Origin of the sequence: Enterobacter cloacae complex sp. IR5403, from assembly GCF_049238705.1 — a bacterium.
Lineage (GTDB): Bacteria > Pseudomonadota > Gammaproteobacteria > Enterobacterales > Enterobacteriaceae > Enterobacter > Enterobacter hormaechei_C.
In genome coordinates this window covers 53,520-73,507 of sequence record NZ_JBMKHP010000007.1, presented here as the reverse complement: position 1 = coordinate 73,507, position 19,988 = coordinate 53,520, and the positions used below count along the sequence as shown (strand labels likewise).

Here is a 19,988-nt window from a genome sequence, read left to right as displayed (position 1 = left end):
AAAAAGCGCCTTTAGGGCGCTTTTTTACATTGGTGGGTCGTGCAGGATTCGAACCTGCGACCAATTGATTAAAAGTCAACTGCTCTACCAACTGAGCTAACGACCCGAAATGGTGGGCGATGACGGGCTCGAACCGCCGACCCCCTCCGTGTAAAGGAGATGCTCTACCAACTGAGCTAATCGCCCATTTCGGAACTGCTGCGATAAGGTGAGAATGGTGGGCGATGACGGGCTCGAACCGCCGACCCCCTCCGTGTAAAGGAGATGCTCTACCAACTGAGCTAATCGCCCAATCTCAATGCTTATCTACACTGCGAGTCTACCGAAGTAGATGGTGGGTGATGACGGGCTCGAACCGCCGACCCCCTCCGTGTAAAGGAGATGCTCTACCAACTGAGCTAATCACCCCCGCTGTGTGGAGTCGCATTATAGGGAGAGTTGAAAATGAGTCAACGCATTTTCTAAAGTTTTTATTCGTTCGTCGTAAAATTAGTCAAAACGATCGCAAAACGGACTGTGGCGCATGATTTATAAACAAAAACAGCAATCTCGAACCGGATAAAGTGATCGACATTGAGGAATCGGCCCACAGTGATAGAATATTGCCCATTGTTTTCTTCCCGGAATTTGCCGATTACCGGCATCTTTATAACGTAAGGCCATTTCATGAAAATCAAAACTCGCTTCGCGCCGAGCCCGACAGGCTATCTGCATGTCGGTGGTGCACGTACCGCTCTCTACTCCTGGCTTTTCGCACGTCACAACAACGGTGAGTTTGTGCTGCGTATTGAAGACACCGATCTGGAGCGCTCAACGCCGGAAGCAATTGAAGCCATTATGGATGGGATGAACTGGCTGAATCTGGCGTGGGACGAAGGCCCATACTTCCAGACCAAACGTTTTGACCGCTATAACGCCGTAATTGACGAGATGCTGGTGGCAGGCACGGCCTATAAGTGCTACTGCTCCAGGGAGCGTCTGGATGCGCTGCGCGAAGAGCAAATGGCAAAAGGCGAAAAACCGCGTTATGACGGTCGTTGCCGCCATGACCACAGCGAGCATGCTGCTGATGAGCCTTGCGTAGTGCGTTTTGCTAACCCGCAGGAAGGCTCTGTTATCTTTGATGACCAGATCCGTGGCCCGATCGAATTCAGCAACCAGGAGCTGGACGACCTCATCATTCGTCGTACGGACGGATCGCCAACCTATAACTTCTGCGTGGTTGTGGACGACTGGGATATGGAAATCACTCACGTGATCCGTGGTGAAGATCATATCAATAACACCCCGCGTCAGATCAACATTCTGAAAGCGCTGAACGCGCCTGTACCGGTGTATGCGCACGTATCAATGATCAACGGTGACGACGGTAAAAAGCTGTCCAAACGTCATGGCGCGGTGAGCGTGATGCAGTACCGTGATGACGGCTATCTGCCGGAAGCGCTGCTGAACTACCTGGTGCGTCTGGGCTGGGCTCATGGCGACCAGGAGATTTTCAGCCGCGAAGAGATGATCGAGCTATTCTCTCTGAACTCGGTCAGCAAATCAGCCAGCGCGTTCAACACTGACAAACTGCTGTGGCTGAACCATCACTACATCAATACCATGCAGCCAGAATATGTGGCGACTTATCTGCAATGGCACATTGAGCAGGCAAACATCGATACCCGTACGGGCCCTGAACTGGCGGATCTGGTGAAGCTGCTTGGCGAACGTTGCAAAACGCTGAAAGAAATTGCTGAAAGCTGCCGTTACTTCTATGAAGAGTTTGACGCGTTCGACGCCGACGCGGCCAAGAAACACCTGCGTCCGGTTGCGCGTCAGCCGCTGGAAGTGGTGCGTGACAAACTCGAAGCCATTACCGAATGGACTGCGGAAAATGTTCACCACGCGATTCAGGCTACCGCTGATGAGCTGGAAATTGGCATGGGTAAAGTCGGTATGCCGCTGCGCGTAGCGGTGACGGGGGCAGGCCAGTCTCCGGCGCTGGACGTGACCGTTCATGCCATCGGCAAATCACGTAGCGTTGCGCGTATCAACAAGGCGCTGGGCTTTATTGCTGAGCGTGAAAGCCAGCAGTAATGCTCGTGTAATACAAACAACGGCAGGGTAACCTGCCGTTTTTTTATGCCTGTTATTCAGCAATACCAAGACGCGTGAGAAAACCCTGCAACCCTTCACGAGCGAGCAACTTGTGCAAACGTTCCTGTTCGACAGTCGTCATGTTTTCCAGCGAGTCGATAATTTGTGGAAGCAGGCTGGATGAGGTTGCCACGCCGTAGGGGGAAGGGCTTTCCGCCACATGGTAAACAGCCCGACGGTTACGAATGGCGGGAAGACTAATGATGTGCTCCTTAACGTGCGCATCAATACATATCACCCTCGCTCTTCCGCCTTTTACACCGTTGATAGCCTCCGTTTTCCATCCTTTCTGTCGTATCCAGCGATTAACGGTTTGTCGGGCTACGCCCAGACTGTCCGCCAGCTCTTCCGTGGTCATTTTGCTGCGTAATCTTTTCATATCAGCGTTGGTCGCGAATCCCTAAACGTTGTAACAAGCCGGTAATCCCTTCCCGCAGTAACAGCGATGTCATCTGCTTTTGCTCTTCCGGCGTCATTTCATTCGCCAGCGTCAGGAGCAGGGCATGAAGCGAGCCCTCGTGGTACGCCTTATCTGGCAGTTCCGGCGTCTCTGTTGCCCTGCGCGCGCTGCGAATAAAGTCGCGCACTTTTTCATTGACGTGTACCAGACGCGCTTTGCCACCCTGAACGCCTGGCTTTGGCGATGTAATCCAACCCTCTTTGCGTACCCATTTATTGATGGTCTGTCGGCTATAGCCAGTCAGCAGGGCTAACTCTTCTGGCGTCATTCGTTCCTTGATCATACAATTTCCTGAATATCTGTAGGGTTAATTAGTGGTTCATTTTATAGCACCGTTTTACGTGAAAACGTGACAAGCTTAACTCCTGGCTGCGAGCAGGCTCGCAAAGTGATTCATTTGCATGATTTTTCGGCGATTGAAAGGCGGAGGCTGAATTTGCCGTTGACACTCTGCGGCGGAATTCATATTATGCCGCCCGTCAACATGACAGCTTTACGATGGGGCTATAGCTCAGCTGGGAGAGCGCCTGCATGGCATGCAGGAGGTCAGCGGTTCGATCCCGCTTAGCTCCACCAAACTCTGAACCCAACAGAGTGCGGTAGGTAAAGTAACATGTGGGGCTATAGCTCAGCTGGGAGAGCGCTTGCATGGCATGCAAGAGGTCAGCGGTTCGATCCCGCTTAGCTCCACCAAAATTTAAACCCTCGTCGCAAGACGGGGGTTTTTTTATATCTTGTAAAATATTTAGACTGTTTTTGTTGCAATTAACGTCGTTTTCTACACCTCACCTCAATCCAAATCAATAAACAAGTCTATAAATAGACCTGAACTTGATTCGTGTAATTAATAAACCTATTATCCATCCGGTCAATGAGACGATGGTAAAATAGATTATCCGGATTAATGAATAGAAAAATTTACAATAATGTAAAAATATTTATGATTGCCCTGGCGCTAAGCCTGATTGCGATTCCTTTTTCTCGTTATATCTCACCACGTGCCATCGTCAGCGAAAATGATGTTTATTTAGCGTGGCTGCCCTTAAGTGCTATGCTCGCCATCGTGTTGTTATTTGGACGACGGGCAATCATTCCTTTGCTGTTTGGTTTTAGCGTTACTAACATTTATAACCTTGATTTAACGCTGCTACAATCAGCCGTATTATTATGTTGTCAGACGTTTTCCGTCTTCGCCGCCTGTGGCGTCATCCGGCTGGTGCTGGGCAAGCGCTGGCGGCACAGCATGCCGAATAAGTACATTGGCATACGTATTTTCTGGCTCGGATTTATGGTGCCTGTGGGCATCAAATTATCGATGTATCTGGCGGGATATTTATTTGATTTCCCGGTGACAATCTCCTCCTATTTCGGCGAAGGCTCTGCAATTTATAACGTTATCGATATTCAGAGTCTGATTGGTGCCGCCCTGATTTTCACCATGATGTTCTATTACCCGTTAAGAATGATTATTAATCCTCGCTATGCCCGAACATTCTGGCGGCGAAGCGTGAAGCCCCTCTTTTGTCACAAAAAAGCGTTATTCATCGTTGTGTGGCTGATGCTGTTGATCTCGATGATCGCTATTTTATGCGCGCCTTTTGAATCGCAGTTTATTGCGGGTTATTTGATGCCAATCGTTTTCATTCTTTTTACCCTGGGGATTGGTCGTCTGAGCTATGCGCTCATCTCTTTACTCTGGGCGGCCTCGGCGCTCATGCTGTTGACCTATAATTATAATTTTCTTAATGGCGTTGAATCGGGCCATTCGCTCTCCTTTATCCTGTCGGTGCTGATCTCTTTCGCCATCTGCCTGCTTTACATGTCGCGGATCTATCAGAAAAGTGAATGGCTGAAACAGGGTTGGCAGGAGAGGGCGCTTACCGATCCGCTCACCGGTCTGCCTAACATTCGTGCACTGGAAGTGTTTTTACAGCACCATCCCGAAGCCAAAATCTGCTGCCTGCGCCTGGATAATCTGGAATTCCTGAGCCGTCACTACGGCATCCTCATGCGTGTACACTGTAAAAAGATGATCACCGCGTCGCTGCAACCGTTATTGCAAAAAGATGAGAAGCTCTTCCAGTTGCCAGGCAGTGAGCTGGTGGTGGTCTTGCTGGGTCCGGGCACGGCTGAACGTCTGCAATATATGGTTGATCATCTGAACAGCCGTAAGATTGTCTGGAACAAGACTGAACTCGACATCGAGTTTGGCGCCTCCTGGGGCGAAGTGCCCGATGGAGAAAGCCTGCATCACACACTGGGTCAGCTGAGCTGGCTCTCCGAGCAGTCCTGTGCCGGGCATAACGTCCTGGCGTTAACCAACAGTCTGGATGATGTCTCCGGTCAGACGACGGACAGAGTGCTGATGCTGGCCCGCATAAAACGCGCCCTTGACGTCGGAGGGCTTCACCTTTACGCCCAGCCAATCCATAACGCGCGTGGGGAAGGGTACTTTGAAATCCTCTCAAGGCTTGAAAGCGAGGGTGAGATCATCACCCCTGATCGCTTTATTCCGCTGATTGCTCAGTTTAACCTGAGCCACCGATTTGACCTGAACGTGGTGGAAAAATTGCTGAAGTGGATGCGCAGCCATCCGTCCGAACGGGCCGGAACGCGGTTCTCCGTCAATCTGATGCCGCTGACGCTGATGCAAAATGAGATTGCGGCTGAGATCATCGCGCTTTTTGAACGCTACGCCATTGCGCCGCAAGATATCGTCATTGAGATCACCGAGGAACAGGCTTTCTCTGACTCGGGAAGCAGCATCAACAATATCCAGCAGCTGCGGGATTACGGCTTCCGCATTGCTATCGATGACTTTGGTACCGGCTATGCTAACTTTGAGCGCCTGAAGCGGCTGGAGGCCGATATCATTAAGATCGATGGCTGCTTCGTGAAAGATATCTGCACCGACAGCATGGATGCGATGATCGTGCAGTCCATTTGCAACATGGCCAAAACGAAATCGCTTTGTGTGGTGGCTGAATATGTGGAATCGGCTGAACAACGCGAGATGTTGCTGCGATTCGGCGTGGACTATTTGCAGGGCTATTTGATTGGCAAACCACTGCCCCTGACGGCGCTGGAGGCATAAAAAAACCGGGAGCGAGGACTCCCGGTTTTTATTGCGCGGTATGAATTACAGAACCAGTGCTGCTATAGAGGCAGACAGGACGCTCACCAGCGTTGAACCGTAAACCAGTTTCAGGCCAAAGCGAGAAACAACGTTACCTTGCTCTTCATTCAGGCCTTTAATCGCGCCAGCGATAATACCGATGGAAGAGAAGTTCGCGAAGGAGACCAGGAAGACGGACAGGATCCCTTCCGCACGTGGGGAGAGCGTGCTGGCAATCTTCTGGAGATCCATCATCGCCACGAACTCATTGGAAACCAGTTTCGTTGCCATAATACTGCCCACCTGCAACGCTTCATGAGCGGGCACGCCCATCACCCAGGCAACCGGGTAGAAGATGTAGCCCAGAATACCCTGGAAGGAGATACCGAGTACGGCCGCAAACAGGGCGTTCAGCGCAGCGATCAGCGCGATAAAGCCAATCAGCATCGCGGCAACGATAATTGCAACCTTGAAACCCGCCAGAATGTATTCACCCAGCATTTCGAAGAAGCTCTGTCCCTCGTGCAGGTTAGACATCTGAATGTTCTCTTCGCTGGCATCCACGCGGTACGGGTTAATCAGCGAAAGCACGATAAAGGTGCTGAACATGTTCAGAACCAGCGCCGCAACCACATATTTTGGTTCCAGCATGGTCATATACGCGCCCACGATAGACATGGAAACGGTAGACATTGCGGTTGCCGCCATGGTGTACATGCGGTTACGGGACATCTTGCCGAGGATATCTTTATACGCAATGAAGTTCTCAGACTGACCGAGGATCAGTGAGCTGACTGCGTTAAAGGATTCCAGTTTACCCATGCCGTTAACTTTCGATAACAGGAAGCCGATCGCACGGATAACCACCGGCAGAACGCGGATGTGCTGGAGAATACCGATCAGGGCAGAGATGAAGACGATAGGGCAGAGTACCTTCAGGAAGAAGAAGGCCAGACCCTGATCGTTCATGCTGCCAAAGACGAAGTTTGTCCCTTCGTTGGCGAATCCGAGCAGTTTTTCGAACATTTCGGAGAAGCCTTTCACGAAGCCGAGGCCTACGTTGGAGTTCAGGAAGAACCACGCAAGTAAAACTTCAATGACCAGCAGTTGGACAACATAGCGAATACGAATTTTTTTGCGGTCTGTGCTGACCAGCAATGCAAGTGCAGTAACGACAACGAGTGCCAGGACAAAATGAAGGACGCGGTCCATATTTGCTCCAAATATGAGGCAGGTTTAATTTCCGTGCACATTCTATGTAACAAGCACAAAGAAAACGAGATCAAGCCCACACTATAGTTACATCCTGTGACGAGTCTCAAAAATAGTGATCAACAATACATTTTTGTTATGTTAGGTAAATGAGTGAAAAGTTAAGTTTGTGTGCTACGCTTCACAAATGTCTGCGCATTTTCACATTCTGTGACCTTGCTCCACCTGCCTGTCTATCGTTCCTGGCTATCAGAGAAATCATGTTAACCGTTACAAATGAACTTGATAATCATTCTCATTTTGATAGCATGAAACATAGCAAAGGCTATATTTCCAGAGGCAGAAATGACGAATAGTCGCGTAGAGAGTAGCAGCGGCAGAGCGGCACGCAAGCTGCGGTTCGCATTAATGGGACCGGCATTCATTGCCGCGATTGGCTACATCGATCCGGGTAATTTTGCGACCAACATTCAGGCCGGGGCCAGTTTCGGCTATAAACTGCTGTGGGTTGTGGTCTGGGCCAATCTGATGGCGATGCTGATTCAGATGCTCTCCGCGAAGCTGGGTATTGCTACCGGAAAAAACCTGGCGGAGCAAATCCGCGATCATTATCCACGTCCGGCAGTTTGGTTTTACTGGGTTCAGGCAGAAATTATCGCCATGGCCACCGATCTCGCCGAGTTTATCGGGGCGGCGATCGGCTTCAAGCTTATCCTGGGTGTCTCCCTGCTTCAGGGGGCCGTGCTGACCGGTATCGCCACTTTCCTGATTCTGATGCTCCAGCGGCGGGGACAAAAACCGCTGGAGAAAGTCATCGGCGGCCTGCTGCTGTTTGTCGCTGCCGCCTATATTGTTGAGCTGATTTTCTCCCAGCCGAATCTCGCGCAGCTGACGAAAGGGATGGTGATCCCGTCGTTACCCACTTCTGAAGCCGTTTTTCTGGCTGCCGGGGTGCTGGGGGCGACCATTATGCCGCACGTCATTTATCTGCATTCTTCATTAACCCAGAATCTGCATGGCGGGACGAGTAAAGAGCGCTACTCCGCCACGAAATGGGATGTGGCTATCGCGATGACCATTGCCGGATTTGTGAATCTGGCGATGATGGCGACCGCCGCCGCCGCGTTCCACTTTAACGGGCATACCGGGGTTGCCGATCTTGACCAGGCTTACCTGACGCTGGAGCCGCTACTGAGTCATGCCGCTGCCACTATTTTTGGTTTAAGCCTGGTTGCTGCGGGTCTTTCATCTACGGTTGTGGGGACACTGGCCGGGCAGGTGGTGATGCAGGGGTTCGTACGCTTCCATATTCCGCTGTGGGTTCGCCGCTCGGTCACGATGCTGCCTTCCTTTGTTGTGATCCTGATGGGGCTGGATCCGACCCGCATACTGGTGATGAGTCAGGTATTGTTGAGTTTCGGAATTGCGCTGGCGCTGGTGCCGCTGCTGATCTTCACCAGTAATAAATCGCTGATGGGCGATCTGGTGAATTCGACGTGGGTGAAGCGCGCCGGGTGGGCCATTGTGGTCGTGGTGGTGGCGTTAAACTTGTGGTTGCTGATAGGCACAGCCGCAGGCCTGTAAAAGAAAAAGGAGCCGGAAAGCTCCTTTTAGTTGTTAATGGTGATGGCCGTGACCGTGGCCTCTGCCTTTTCCGTGACCCCAGCCGCCACGGCGGTCGTCACGATCGTTCCAGCCCTCGCGGTAGCCGCGTTCGTAAGCCTTACGCTTATCCCAGCCACGGTGATAGCCGTTATCGTGTTTCCACCAGCGGTTTTGACGCCATTCATAATGGCGGTGCCAGTAGTCACGGTCGCGCCAGTAGCCACCGTCCCAGTATCTGCCGTAGTCATCACGATCGCCAATTTGTAATTTAATCGATGGCAACAGGGTGATTTCGCCCGCATTGGCGACCAGCGGGGCCGAAGCCAGTAATACCGCTGCAAGAATCAGTGACCTGAACATACTCTTCTCCTTCACGATCGGGGCCGCTGTGCGACCTGTTAACGCAATTTTACGAGTTGGTAAACATTCGTTTCATCGCCTCAACTCCTAAATCATGAACGAGAGCACTTTTTGCTAAAAGTGTTTTTATTCTGCACTGGACAGGATCGTATCTATCGTCTTCAGCTCTTCTGCCGTGAACCGACAATTTTCAAGCACGCCTGCTGCGTCATCAAGTTGACCGGTTTTGCTTGCACCGATGAGCACGGAACTCACCGTATCGTGGCGCAGGATCCAGGCCAGTGCCATTTGCGAAAGCTTTTGCCCCCTTTTTTCCGCCAGCGCATTCAGCTTGCGTACCTTTTCCAGCTTTTTGTCGGTGATCTGCTCCGGGTTAAGGAACTTACTGCCGCTTGCTGCGCGAGAATCCGCCGGGATGCCGTTCAGATAGCGATCGGTCAACTGTCCGCCCGCCAGGGGGGAGAAGGGGATACATCCCACCCCTTTTTGCTGCAACACGTCCAGCAACCCCTCTTCAGGCGCACGTTCAAACATGGAGTACTTCGGCTGGTGGATCAGACATGGCGTGCCCAGATCCTCCAGTATTTCAATCGCCTGTCTTGCCACTTCTGCCGGGTAGTTGGACAGACCGATGTACAGCGCCTTGCCCTGACGCACCACATGGTCAAGCGCTTTCATGGTTTCACGTAGCGGCGTATGTGGATCCGGGCGGTGGTGATAGAAAATATCGACGTATTCCAGCCCCATACGCCTGAGGCTCTGGTCCAGGCTTGCGATCAGATATTTACGCGAGCCCCAGTCGCCGTAAGGCCCGTCCCACATGGTGTAGCCCGCTTTGGTGGAGATGATCAGCTCATCGCGCCAGGGCAGGAAATCCTCCTGCAAAATGCGACCAAAATTACGTTCGGCCGAACCAGGAGGCGGGCCGTAATTATTGGCAAGGTCAAAATGCGTAATACCCAAATCGAAAGCACGCTGTAAAAGTTGACGGCTGTTTTCGAGTAACGTCGCGTCGCCAAAATTATGCCAAAGCCCCAGCGAGATGGCGGGAAGCTTAAGACCGCTTTGTCCACAGCGGCGATATTGCATTGTCTGATAACGATTTTTGTCAGGCTGATAACCCATTGGCGAGACCTCTGGCGCTGGAAAGAAACGTCAGTGTATACGTTTACACTAACCTGAAGAAAATGAGCATAGCTCAGCTTTTTTCGTAAAGCATTCTTTCCAGACCCTGATTGTCGCCAATTCTGGACACGCTTCACGCTTATTTAATACTCAGAGTGAGGTCAACGTCAGAAGGACACTTATAATATGCGTACCCCCTATTGCGTCGCCGATTACCTGCTGGACCGACTAACAGATTGTGGTGCCGATCATCTGTTTGGCGTGCCAGGCGACTATAACCTGCAATTTCTCGATCACGTGATAGACAGCCCGGACATCTGCTGGGTGGGCTGTGCCAATGAACTGAACGCGTCTTACGCCGCAGACGGCTATGCCCGCTGTAAGGGCTTTGCCGCACTCCTGACCACATTCGGCGTTGGGGAGTTAAGCGCCATGAACGGTGTGGCGGGCAGCTTTGCCGAACATGTTCCCGTCCTCCATATTGTGGGGGCCCCGGGTATGGCGGCGCAGCAGCGAGGAGAGTTACTGCACCACACGTTGGGTGACGGCGAGTTCCGCCACTTCTATCATATGAGCGAACCCATCACCGTTGCACAGGCGGTGCTTACGGAACAAAACGCCTGCTATGAAATTGACAGAGTTCTTACCACCATGCTGCGGGAGCGCCGTCCGGGCTACCTGATGCTGCCCGCTGATGTGGCGAAAAAAGCCGCTACGCCCCCTGTAAGCGCTCTCACTCTGCACCCCGCACCGGCCGATTCAGCCTGCTTGCAGGCGTTCCGTGAGGCTGCCGAAAAGCGCTTGTCCACGAGCAAACGCACCGCGCTGTTAGCGGACTTCCTGGTACTCCGCCACGGTCTGCGCGCGGCCCTTCAGACGTGGGTGAAAGAGGTGCCGATGGCACACGCCACCATGCTGATGGGCAAGGGCATTTTTGACGAACGACAGAGCGGTTTTTACGGCACCTACAGCGGATCGGCGAGCGCCGCGCCGGTCAAAGAGGCCATCGAGGGGGCTGATACGGTGCTGTGTATTGGCACGCGCTTTACCGATACGCTCACTGCCGGGTTTACCCACCAGCTGACGCCAGACCAGACGATAGAGGTTCAGCCCCACGCGTCCCGCGTCGGCGACGTCTGGTTTACGGGTATCCCGATGAGGGAGGCCATTGAAACGCTGACAGCGCTGTGTAAAACCTATGTTCGTGATACGCGAGCGTCATTGGATCACAGCGGCTTTTCGTTCCCGACTATTGAAGGGGCGCTGACTCAGGAGAGCTTCTGGCGTACCCTGCAAACGTTTATTCGCCCCGGAGACATTATTCTGGCTGACCAGGGGACGTCTGCTTTCGGCGCTATCGATCTGCGTTTACCGGAGGACGTGAACTTTATCGTCCAGCCGCTGTGGGGATCGATTGGCTACACGCTGGCGGCGGCGTTTGGCGCGCAAACGGCGTGTCCGAACCGACGCGTGATTGTCCTGACGGGTGACGGCGCCGCGCAGTTGACCATTCAGGAGCTGGGATCGATGCTGCGCGACAAGCAGCGGCCGATTATTCTGGTGCTTAACAACGAAGGATACACGGTGGAAAGGGCCATCCACGGGCCGGAGCAGCGCTATAACGATATTGCACTCTGGAACTGGACGCAGATCCCGCAGGCGCTGAGCCTGGCGCCTCAGGCAGAATGCTGGCGCGTCAGCGAAGCGGAAGCGCTGGCGGAGGTGCTGGATAAAGTGGCACACCATGAGCGGCTTTCGCTGATTGAAGTGATGCTGCCGAAAGCCGATATTCCGCCGCTGCTGAGCGCGCTGACCAAAGCGCTGGAGGCGCGCAATAACGCCTGATTACCTGTCGTTTCGCCATGCCATCAGCATCGGTTTGCCCGCCAGCAGGAGCCAGGCGGGCAACATCACGATACAGAGCAGCGGCAGAAGCGTGGTATCCGGCACGACAACGGCCGCCATAAACAGGCTCAGCCACGCATCGCGCGTGACCACCAGTACCAGCCCCAGAATGGAGCAGGAGACGGTAATCGCCGCAGGGACAGCGTCGACATGCTCATGCAGCATTAGCCCCAGCGCGACGCCAACAAATACCGCCGGGAAGATACGACCTCCCCGGAAACCACAGGCCGCAGCGACCACCAGCGCCGCCAGTTTTACCAGCGCGAACAGCAGATAATCGGAGACGCTAAAGACCTGGCTGAAGGCCAGCTGCTGCATCTCGTCCAGCCCCTTAAACAGCGTAACCGTCCCGCCGATGGCGCCTAAAACGCCCAGAATAAAACCCCCCATGCCCAGAATCAGTACCGGATGCTTCAGCCTGTGCATCAGGCGATGCAGGCGAGGGAGACACCACACCGCGACCATCCCCAGCGCAATGGCGATCGCGACGACGACGGCACCGCTGAAAATATCGGTGAGTTGCATCTGGCCGTAGTGGGGGATGGAGAGTGAAAAATGGGGATGGAAAAACAGGCTGGTGGTGAGGGCTCCCGCAGCGGCGGCCATTAGCGGCGCGAAGAGTTTATCCCACAGCGGCACCTCATGATCACTGCTGAGGGTTTGCGAAAAAATGAGCGCAGCCGCGACCGGAGTGCCAAACAGCGCCCCGATGGTGCCAGCGGAGGCCAGGATCGTCCAGTCCAGCGCGCCAACGCGCGGGAAAAGACGCGCCCCCAGAAAGACCGCCAGCGCGATATTAACCGCCATAATGGGATGTTCAGGCCCGAGGCTTACGCCGCCCGCAAGACCAATAATCAGCGCGATAATAAGCCCCGGCAGAGCAGAGGGAGAGACAGGCGCGCCAATCAAGGGTTCCAGTGCCGGGTCCGGCCCGGCATGGCCCGGGCTAAAGCGGATCACCAGCCCTACGGCAATCCCGGTCAGGGTCAGCATCATCATGATCCAGCCCGGGGAGTCAATGCTGATGCCGAGTTTTACCGGAAGCGCGGTCCATAAAATCGTTTGCAGCACCGCCGCCACTTTCATGACGACGATGAGCACCAGGCTCGACGCCACGCCAATAATCAGCGCCGGGACAGCCAATAACAGCATGGTTCTGGCTCGCGGATGGAGCATGATGATTTCCTTGTACAAAACGGCTTAACGTTACTTTGCACAATCAGCATTGTGGCAATAGTGCAAAAGGTGCTGAAACGGTAAAGTTATTATGTGACGAAGATCGATAATCCATGGGCAGTCACCTTCTGGTCGTTGTTGTTATCACGCCTTGAATTTACAGTGTCCCAAAGATTTATTCTGACTTTAGCGGAGCAGTAGAAGAATGACAAAGTATGCTTTGGTAGGTGATGTAGGCGGCACCAACGCGCGCCTTGCCCTGTGCGATGTGAACAGCGGTGAAATTTCTCAGGCGAAAACCTATTCAGGGCTGGATTACCCAAGCCTGGAAGCGGTGGTTCGCGTCTATCTGGAAGAGCATAAAGTGAGCGTTGAAGACGGTTGTATCGCCATCGCCTGTCCGATCACCGGCGACTGGGTGGCGATGACCAACCACACGTGGGCCTTCTCAATTGCCGAAATGCGGAAAAACCTCGGCTTCTCGCACCTTGAAATAATCAACGACTTCACTGCGGTTTCCATGGCTATCCCAATGCTTAAACCAGAGCATCTGATTCAGTTCGGCGGTACGGCTCCGGTTGAAGGCAAACCGATTGCCGTTTACGGCGCGGGAACTGGTCTGGGGGTGGCGCACCTGGTCCACGTCGACAAACGCTGGGTCAGCCTGCCGGGCGAGGGCGGTCATGTGGATTTTGCGCCGAACAGCGAAGAAGAGGGCATTATTCTTGAGGAGCTACGCGCTGAGATTGGGCACGTGTCGGCCGAGCGGGTGCTTTCTGGTCCGGGCCTGGTGAACCTGTATCGGGCGATTGTAAAATCAGACGGTCGTCTGCCGGAAAATCTGCAACCTAAAGATGTGACCGAACGCGCGCTGGCCGACAGCTGTATTGACTGCCGCCGTGCTTTGTCGCTGTTCTGCGTCATCATGGGGCGTTTCGGCGGCAACCTGGCGCTGAACCTTGGCACCTTTGGCGGGGTCTATATTGCGGGCGGGATCGTGCCGCGCTTCCTCGATTTCTTTACCGCCTCCGGCTTCCGTGGCGGCTTCGAAGACAAAGGCCGCTTCAGAAGCTATGTCCAGGACATTCCTGTTTACCTGATTGTCCACGACAACCCAGGCTTACTGGGCTCCGGGGCGCATCTGCGTCAGGTACTGGGTCAGATCCTCTGATGCTCATTCCCCTCTCCTGCGGGAGAGGGAACGTGCTACAGGTGCATAAGCTGGCGGAACTCTTTCACCCTGCTGCGGCTTACCGGCACCTGGAAATCCAGATCCTTCAGACGCAAAATATAGGTGTTATTAAACCAGGGTTCGATTTCGCGGATCTTGTTCAGGTTGACGCAGAACGAGCGGTGGCAGCGGAAGAAGTGAGCGGCCGGGAGTTTATTGCAGAATTCGGTGATGTTCATCGCCATGACGTAGGATTCACGCCGCGTATAGACAAACGTCATTTTTTCATGCGCTTCGGCATAGTAAATATCGTCGACAGGCGTGACGATGATCCGTTCGTCCTTCACCAGATTAATCGTGTCGTTTTCCCGCGCTACCGGGCTGGCACTGGCGGGTAATGCTTGCTGCTGCCACGCGGCTTCCAGCTTATGCAGCATGCTGATAATACGCGACTCCTGGTACGGCTTGAGAATATAGTCAAACGCCTCAAGCTCGAAGGCCTCCACGGCATGCTCTTTCCACGCGGTGACAAACACAATAAACGGCTTGTGGGCGAACTGATTGATATTCTGCGCCAGCAGGACGCCGTCCAGCGACGGAATATTAATATCGAGGAATATCGCGTCGACCCGGTTATGCTGTAAAAATTTCAGCACGTCCAGACCATCCTCAAAACAGCCAACAATCTCCATCTGGCTGTGGGTTTTGATAAGCCAGCTCAACTCCTGTTGAGCCAGAATTTCATCTTCTACGATGATGACTTTCATCTGTTACTCCGGCCTACGGCAACAAGGATATGGGGGCATTCACGGGCGTTCGCTCATTCGGAACATAAAAGGCAATTTCGGTGCCCGGCTCAAGGCGGTGGATATGCAGCCCGTCACCGTACAGCAGTTTGACCCGGTGATGCACATTCAGCAGTCCGATCTTGTTGCCCGGCATTTCGTTTGATTTGACGCGCTCGATGACTTTCGGATCGATGCCGTGCCCGGTATCGCGCACGGCGATACGCACGCGGTTACCGCTTTCCGTCACGCTAATCGTTACCACGCCTTTGCCTTTACACGGCTGAATACCGTGAACAATGGCGTTTTCCACCAGCGGCTGGATCAGCAGACTTGGGATCACGCAGTTGACCTCTTCATCAATATCGTAAATGACCGTCAGCTTATCGCCAAAGCGAGCCTGCTCGATGGCGATGTAATCCTTGATTTGATACAGCTCTTTTTTGATGTCGATCTGCTCGTCGTCTTTTAGCTCAATGTTGTAGCGCAGATAGCGCGACAGATTAAAGATCAGCTGCCGCGCGGTGTCCGGATTAAGTCGAATGGAAGAGGAGATAGCGTTCAGCGCGTTAAACAGGAAATGGGGATTGATCTTGCTTTGCAGGGCGCGCAGCTCTGCCTTATTTGCCATCTCGCGCAGCTGCTCCGCACGCGAAACCTCAAGTTGGGTGGAGATGATCTGCGACAGGCCAATCGCCATCTCCTGGAGCGAGGAGGTGATTTGGTGCGCATGGCAGTAGTAAATTTTCAGCGTCCCCGTGACCACGCCTTTTTCCCACAGCGGGATCACCAGCATCGAGTGGATCTCTGGCGTCCGGTGGGCTTCATCATTGTTTTTAATAATGATTTTTCCGTAGTTAATCGCCTGTCTGGTGGTCGGGCTGATGGTGTCGTCGCTGTCGCGATAATTGTGCTCACCGACGCCAACGTAAGCCAGCACGTGGTCAATATTGGTGATGGCGACCGCATCGGCGTGAATATCACGGCGGATGATGTCGCAAACCTGACGTAAAGATTCGGCGTTAACGTGCCGGAAAAGGGGCAGCGTCTTGTTGGCGATGTCCAGCGCCAGTTTGGCCTGACGCGCGGCGCTGGCCTCTTTTTCGCCCTCCACGCTTTGCACCAGCAGCACGATAAAACCGATACAGACGCTCCCGAGGATCATCGGAATACCGATCTTCGAGACGATATCCAGCCCCAGCGCAACGGTTGGCGCCCAGACGATGACCAGGATCATGGTCAGCGTTTCGCAGACCATCCCCGCGATAATCCCCGCACGCCAGTGCTGCTTTTTCGGGATTTTTCGGTTAATCCAGCCCGAGAGCAGCCCGGCAATAATACTGGTGATAAAGCAGGGGACGGCCGTCACGCCGCCAATATCAATCAGGTATCGATGGGTGCCGGCGATAATGCCTGTGATAATCCCGACCCAGGGTCCAAAGAGGATCCCGCCCGACATGACGGCGATAATGCGCACGTTCACCAGCGAGCCTTCTACCGGCACGCCGGACCAGGTGCTGAACAGGGCAAACATCGAAAAGATAAACGTGACGGCCAGCAGCTCTTTTGGCGAATGGGCAGATTTATGCAACAGTTCGCGGAACAAGCGGATGCGGATAAGGAAAAAAAGACAGATCAGCATTAATGCCGCGCGGTCGAACACCGCCAGGAGCATATTGAAGATTTCGTGCACGGTCAGGCCTGGGAAAACGGGAAAAATCTATGATAGAAAACATAGGGCCTGATGACCAGCTATCCATCAGATTTATCAAATGAGGAAAAACCATAATTCTCAAAGGGGATTGCTGGCTTTTGACTGAAAGCCGGTGCTTTTCCGTTTGGGGAGAAACGTCAGGTAACGATACTGAAAACATTGTGTTAAATCGTAGCGCTTAAAACTGCCTGTTCACGATAAGAGTTCCGCTTTTCACTGCAATCGCATTCCCGTTTTAGCGCAAAATATTGTTTTGCCGTTCTCCTCTCGACAGCGTCTTTTTCTTCAGGTTATTTTCTAAGCACGCCACACAGGTGGCAGCGTCGCTCGGACGGTCCGGGCGCTAACGTGACTCTGAGGAATCTATGGCTGAATTCAGTCCTGAACGCCGTTTTACGCGTATCGATCGTCTCCCCCCTTATGTTTTCAATATCACTGCTGAACTGAAAATGGCTGCGCGTCGGCGCGGCGAAGACATTATCGATTTTAGTATGGGTAACCCTGACGGCCCAACGCCGCCGCACATTGTGGAGAAACTCTGCACGGTTGCCCAGCGTCCCGATACCCATGGGTATTCCACCTCACGCGGCATTCCACGCTTACGTCGGGCGATCTCCCGCTGGTATCAGGATCGTTATCAGGTCGATATCGATCCTGAAAGTGAAGCGATTGTGACCATTGGCTCCAAAGAGGGGCTGGCCCACCTGATGCTGGCGACGCTGGATCACGGCGATACCGTACTGGTGCCGAATCCGAGCTACCCGATTCACATCTATGGGGCGGTGATTGCCGGCGCGCAGGTGCGTTCTGTCCCGCTGGTGGAAGGTGTCGACTTCTTTAACGAGCTGGAACGGGCGATTCGTGAAAGCTATCCGAAGCCGAAAATGATGATCCTCGGTTTCCCGTCAAACCCAACGGCACAATGCGTTGAACTCGAATTCTTCGAGAAAGTGGTCGCGCTGGCCAAGCGTTACGATGTGCTGGTGGTACACGATCTCGCCTACGCCGATATCGTTTATGATGGCTGGAAAGCGCCGTCAATTATGCAGGTGCCGGGTGCCCGTGATGTGGCGGTTGAGTTTTTCACCCTGTCGAAAAGCTACAACATGGCGGGCTGGCGAATTGGTTTTATGGTGGGAAACAAAACGCTGGTGAGCGCTCTGGCGCGTATTAAAAGCTACCATGACTATGGCACCTTCACGCCGTTACAGGTCGCGGCTATCGCGGCGCTGGAAGGGGATCAGCAGTGCGTGCTCGATATTGCCGCTCAGTACAAACGCCGCCGTGATGTGCTGGTAAAAGGGCTTCATGAAGCAGGCTGGATGGTGGAAATGCCTAAAGCCTCCATGTACGTCTGGGCGAAAATCCCCGAGCCGTATGCGGCGATGGGTTCTCTTGAATTTGCCAAAAAACTGCTTCAGGACGCCAAGGTTTGCGTCTCTCCAGGCATTGGCTTTGGTGACTACGGTGACACGCACGTGCGTTTCGCGCTGATTGAAAACAGCGACCGTATCCGTCAGGCAGTGCGGGGCATTAAAAGCATGTTCCGCGCGGATGGCCTGCTTGCAGCGAAGAGTGTTGCGGAACAACCCGAGTCGTAACGGACACCAAAAAAAACAGGCGCCAACGGCGCCTGTTTTTTTGACTGCATTTTCTTAACTAGATCATCAGAGCAAACGTTCCGGCCCAAACTAAAACAATAACCGAAATGCCCATAAAGAAATATTTCACGTTTCATCGCTCCGCGTATCTTCCGGTACGCATTAAAAAAACAGAGTCCAACTGAGTATAGAGAGTTGAAATCATGCGAAAGGGGAAATCGGAATTATCCCGTGACGTCGCTAACTTCAGCTCTGAATTCTGTGCTTTCCTGTCGCCAGACGGCGCTAATGTACGCCTAAATTTCAGGAGTGACAAGAGGCATTTTTTTAAATAATTTCCTACACTTACGGGTGTCGTGGAACGGAGACAGTTTGATTTCGGTACGCAATAAATGCCTGTTGAGCGACGGTCGAAAAAAGCCGTTACGCACTGCGATTACAGGTGTTTGAAAAGGTTAGTTTCTTAGCGAAACTAACCTTCGAAAGGGGTCAGATATAGAGTGAGGCTTCGCCCAGGGGACGGGTTTTAAAGCGGCGGTGCATCCACAGATACTGCTCAGGCGCACGCATAATCTCAAACTCAATCACCTTATTGATAAAGGTCGCGGCTTCACTCTCATCTTCGGGATAGTTTGCCATCTCTGGAGAGATATGCAGACGATAGCCTGACTTATCCGCTTTTCTGACCATGGTCACTGTTAACATCGCGGCGCCTGAGAGACGTGAAATCACAAAAGTACCGTTCGTCGTAGCGACATCTTTAACCGCAAAGAAAGGGGCAAAGCTGCTCCCTTTAGGACCGTAGTCCTGATCCGGGGCAAACCAGACGGCTTCCCCTTTTTTGAGGGCGCCAACCATACCGCGCAAATTGTTACGGCTGATCATCGCCTTATTTGAACGCATGCGGCCCCGCGTTTGTACCCATTCCATCAGCGCGCTGTTATGCGGGCGATAGGTTGCCATCATCGGCTGACAAAGGCCCATAACGCGGCCGCCCAGCTCAAGCGACATAAAATGCACACCCACAACCATCACGCCGCGGTTTTGCATCTGGGCACGTTTCAGGTTATCCAGGCCTTCCACGTCAAACCATTTACGGACACGCTCGTCTGGCCAGAACCAGGCCATACCGGTTTCAAGCAGCGCCATACCGATAGATTTAAAGTTTTCCGCAATCAGCGTTTCGCGCTGCTGCGCATTGTAATGCGGAAAGCAAAGTTCGAGATTTTTTCGGGCAATGGACTCACGACGCTTAAGGAAGTGACGCGATGCGCTGCCGAGCTTCGAACCCAGGAAACGGATCACGGGATAAGGAAGTTGAACCAGCAGCCAAAGAACGCCAAGGCCAAACCACGTAAACCAGTAGCGCGGGTGCAGAAACGCCCGCTGAAATTTGGATTGAGACAAAATAGTGGAACCTATGTGAAGCCTGTGAAGGTAGCGCAGACTTCGCGATACCATGTGCCATTAAGACCGTAGGACGAGGTCATGGTTGCAGGCTTTACCGTTCTTTACGACGTTGCCTGGCCATTGCTGACTTGGGTGGGCGGCATAATGTAGCACCGTTATACATTATGAGCTATCACTCGTTTTTGTTTAAAAAAGCGGCAATTGCGG

16 protein-coding genes and 6 tRNA genes are annotated in these 19,988 nt (G+C 53.2%); 8 read left to right on the top strand and 14 right to left on the bottom strand.

Going from position 1 to position 19,988, the window contains the following annotated elements; translation table 11 throughout:
• Nucleotides 1-30: 30 nt before the first annotated feature.
• From ACOTW6_RS12235 to ACOTW6_RS12220, 4 genes are all read right to left on the bottom strand, one after another.
• Nucleotides 31-106, bottom strand: a tRNA-Lys gene (locus ACOTW6_RS12235).
• Between the two features lie 4 nt (nucleotides 107-110).
• Nucleotides 111-186, bottom strand: a tRNA-Val gene (locus ACOTW6_RS12230).
• 29 nt (nucleotides 187-215) lie between these two features.
• Nucleotides 216-291: transfer RNA gene (locus ACOTW6_RS12225), tRNA-Val, on the bottom strand.
• A 41-nt stretch (nucleotides 292-332) separates the two neighbouring features.
• A tRNA-Val gene (locus ACOTW6_RS12220) sits at nucleotides 333-408 on the bottom strand.
• A gap of 258 nt (nucleotides 409-666) precedes the next feature.
• Here ACOTW6_RS12220 and gltX point away from each other — a divergent pair.
• Complete coding sequence (gene gltX, locus ACOTW6_RS12215) at nucleotides 667-2,082, top strand: glutamate--tRNA ligase (RefSeq protein WP_063132505.1); 1,416 nt, start codon at nucleotides 667-669, stop codon at nucleotides 2,080-2,082.
• Nucleotides 2,083-2,134: 52 nt separating this feature from the next.
• Here gltX and ACOTW6_RS12210 read toward each other — a convergent pair whose 3' ends face one another.
• Both ACOTW6_RS12210 and ACOTW6_RS12205 read right to left on the bottom strand, forming a co-directional pair.
• Nucleotides 2,135-2,521, bottom strand: coding sequence for a YfeC-like transcriptional regulator (locus ACOTW6_RS12210; protein ID WP_204270480.1), 387 nt, complete (start codon nucleotides 2,519-2,521; stop codon nucleotides 2,135-2,137).
• A gap of 1 nt (nucleotide 2,522) precedes the next feature.
• Nucleotides 2,523-2,885, bottom strand: coding sequence for a YfeC-like transcriptional regulator (locus tag ACOTW6_RS12205; protein WP_015572232.1), 363 nt, complete (start codon nucleotides 2,883-2,885; stop codon nucleotides 2,523-2,525).
• Between the two features lie 217 nt (nucleotides 2,886-3,102).
• Here ACOTW6_RS12205 and ACOTW6_RS12200 point away from each other — a divergent pair.
• From ACOTW6_RS12200 to ACOTW6_RS12190, 3 genes are all read left to right on the top strand, one after another.
• A tRNA-Ala gene (locus ACOTW6_RS12200) sits at nucleotides 3,103-3,178 on the top strand.
• Nucleotides 3,179-3,219: 41 nt separating this feature from the next.
• Nucleotides 3,220-3,295, top strand: a tRNA-Ala gene (locus ACOTW6_RS12195).
• 211 nt (nucleotides 3,296-3,506) lie between these two features.
• Nucleotides 3,507-5,696 (top strand): EAL domain-containing protein, encoded by a 2,190-nt coding sequence (locus ACOTW6_RS12190; RefSeq protein ID WP_062933260.1) that lies wholly within the window; start codon nucleotides 3,507-3,509, stop codon nucleotides 5,694-5,696.
• 45 nt (nucleotides 5,697-5,741) lie between these two features.
• Here the strand turns inward: ACOTW6_RS12190 and nupC are convergent, their stop codons facing one another.
• Entirely contained in the window at nucleotides 5,742-6,929 is a 1,188-nt protein-coding gene (nupC, locus tag ACOTW6_RS12185; protein ID WP_003861341.1) for a nucleoside permease NupC, read from the bottom strand.
• A 345-nt stretch (nucleotides 6,930-7,274) separates the two neighbouring features.
• On the opposite strand from nupC, the gene ACOTW6_RS12180 reads away from it, so the two are divergent.
• Nucleotides 7,275-8,513: an Nramp family divalent metal transporter gene (locus ACOTW6_RS12180; protein ID WP_063132507.1), complete on the top strand. Its 1,239-nt coding sequence runs from the start codon at nucleotides 7,275-7,277 to the stop codon at nucleotides 8,511-8,513.
• Nucleotides 8,514-8,546: 33 nt separating this feature from the next.
• On the opposite strand, the gene ypeC is transcribed toward ACOTW6_RS12180, so the two are convergent.
• Entirely contained in the window at nucleotides 8,547-8,894 is a 348-nt protein-coding gene (gene ypeC / locus ACOTW6_RS12175; RefSeq protein ID WP_047053241.1) for a DUF2502 domain-containing protein YpeC, read from the bottom strand.
• A gap of 126 nt (nucleotides 8,895-9,020) precedes the next feature.
• Nucleotides 9,021-10,019 (bottom strand): L-glyceraldehyde 3-phosphate reductase, encoded by a 999-nt coding sequence (mgrA, locus tag ACOTW6_RS12170; protein WP_213789182.1) that lies wholly within the window; start codon nucleotides 10,017-10,019, stop codon nucleotides 9,021-9,023.
• A gap of 186 nt (nucleotides 10,020-10,205) precedes the next feature.
• Between mgrA and ipdC the strand changes: the two genes are divergently transcribed.
• Nucleotides 10,206-11,864 carry an indolepyruvate decarboxylase gene (gene ipdC, locus ACOTW6_RS12165; RefSeq protein WP_213789183.1) on the top strand — a complete coding sequence of 553 codons (1,659 nt, stop codon included), beginning with the start codon at nucleotides 10,206-10,208 and terminating at the stop codon, nucleotides 11,862-11,864.
• Here the strand turns inward: ipdC and ACOTW6_RS12160 are convergent, their stop codons facing one another.
• Entirely contained in the window at nucleotides 11,865-13,100 is a 1,236-nt protein-coding gene (locus ACOTW6_RS12160) for an ion channel protein (RefSeq protein WP_193135557.1), read from the bottom strand.
• 205 nt (nucleotides 13,101-13,305) lie between these two features.
• Here ACOTW6_RS12160 and glk point away from each other — a divergent pair, with 205 nt between their 5' ends.
• A complete protein-coding gene (gene glk, locus ACOTW6_RS12155; protein WP_003861352.1) occupies nucleotides 13,306-14,271 on the top strand; it encodes a glucokinase in 966 nt (321 codons plus the stop codon).
• A 35-nt stretch (nucleotides 14,272-14,306) separates the two neighbouring features.
• On the opposite strand, the gene ACOTW6_RS12150 is transcribed toward glk, so the two are convergent.
• Nucleotides 14,307-15,038 carry a LytR/AlgR family response regulator transcription factor gene (locus tag ACOTW6_RS12150; RefSeq protein ID WP_017383462.1) on the bottom strand — a complete coding sequence of 244 codons (732 nt, stop codon included), beginning with the start codon at nucleotides 15,036-15,038 and terminating at the stop codon, nucleotides 14,307-14,309.
• Nucleotides 15,039-15,051: 13 nt separating this feature from the next.
• Complete coding sequence (locus ACOTW6_RS12145) at nucleotides 15,052-16,749, bottom strand: sensor histidine kinase (RefSeq protein ID WP_003861356.1); 1,698 nt, start codon at nucleotides 16,747-16,749, stop codon at nucleotides 15,052-15,054.
• Nucleotides 16,750-17,135: 386 nt separating this feature from the next.
• Here ACOTW6_RS12145 and alaC point away from each other — a divergent pair, with 386 nt between their 5' ends.
• Complete coding sequence (alaC, locus tag ACOTW6_RS12140) at nucleotides 17,136-18,371, top strand: alanine transaminase (RefSeq protein WP_017383460.1); 1,236 nt, start codon at nucleotides 17,136-17,138, stop codon at nucleotides 18,369-18,371.
• A gap of 58 nt (nucleotides 18,372-18,429) precedes the next feature.
• Here the strand turns inward: alaC and ypdK are convergent, their stop codons facing one another.
• Nucleotides 18,430-18,501, bottom strand: a complete 72-nt coding sequence (gene ypdK, locus ACOTW6_RS12135; protein ID WP_099458937.1) for a membrane protein YpdK — start codon at nucleotides 18,499-18,501, stop codon at nucleotides 18,430-18,432.
• A gap of 359 nt (nucleotides 18,502-18,860) precedes the next feature.
• Nucleotides 18,861-19,781, bottom strand: coding sequence for a kdo(2)-lipid IV(A) palmitoleoyltransferase (gene lpxP, locus ACOTW6_RS12130; protein WP_086527955.1), 921 nt, complete (start codon nucleotides 19,779-19,781; stop codon nucleotides 18,861-18,863).
• Between the last annotated feature and the right edge of the window lie 207 nt (nucleotides 19,782-19,988).

Excerpts from the sequence above, each read along its gene's own strand:
- gltX (WP_063132505.1), top strand. The coding sequence starts at position 667 with ATGAAAATCAAAACTCGCTTCGCGCCGAGCCCGACAGGCTATCTGCAT.
- ACOTW6_RS12210 (WP_204270480.1), bottom strand. The coding sequence starts at position 2,521 with ATGAAAAGATTACGCAGCAAAATGACCACGGAAGAGCTGGCGGACAGT.
- ACOTW6_RS12205 (WP_015572232.1), bottom strand. The coding sequence starts at position 2,885 with ATGATCAAGGAACGAATGACGCCAGAAGAGTTAGCCCTGCTGACTGGC.
- ACOTW6_RS12190 (WP_062933260.1), top strand. The coding sequence starts at position 3,507 with ATGAATAGAAAAATTTACAATAATGTAAAAATATTTATGATTGCCCTG.
- nupC (WP_003861341.1), bottom strand. The coding sequence starts at position 6,929 with ATGGACCGCGTCCTTCATTTTGTCCTGGCACTCGTTGTCGTTACTGCA.
- ACOTW6_RS12180 (WP_063132507.1), top strand. The coding sequence starts at position 7,275 with ATGACGAATAGTCGCGTAGAGAGTAGCAGCGGCAGAGCGGCACGCAAG.
- ypeC (WP_047053241.1), bottom strand. The coding sequence starts at position 8,894 with ATGTTCAGGTCACTGATTCTTGCAGCGGTATTACTGGCTTCGGCCCCG.
- mgrA (WP_213789182.1), bottom strand. The coding sequence starts at position 10,019 with ATGGGTTATCAGCCTGACAAAAATCGTTATCAGACAATGCAATATCGC.
- ipdC (WP_213789183.1), top strand. The coding sequence starts at position 10,206 with ATGCGTACCCCCTATTGCGTCGCCGATTACCTGCTGGACCGACTAACA.
- ACOTW6_RS12160 (WP_193135557.1), bottom strand. The coding sequence starts at position 13,100 with ATGCTCCATCCGCGAGCCAGAACCATGCTGTTATTGGCTGTCCCGGCG.
- glk (WP_003861352.1), top strand. The coding sequence starts at position 13,306 with ATGACAAAGTATGCTTTGGTAGGTGATGTAGGCGGCACCAACGCGCGC.
- ACOTW6_RS12150 (WP_017383462.1), bottom strand. The coding sequence starts at position 15,038 with ATGAAAGTCATCATCGTAGAAGATGAAATTCTGGCTCAACAGGAGTTG.
- alaC (WP_017383460.1), top strand. The coding sequence starts at position 17,136 with ATGGCTGAATTCAGTCCTGAACGCCGTTTTACGCGTATCGATCGTCTC.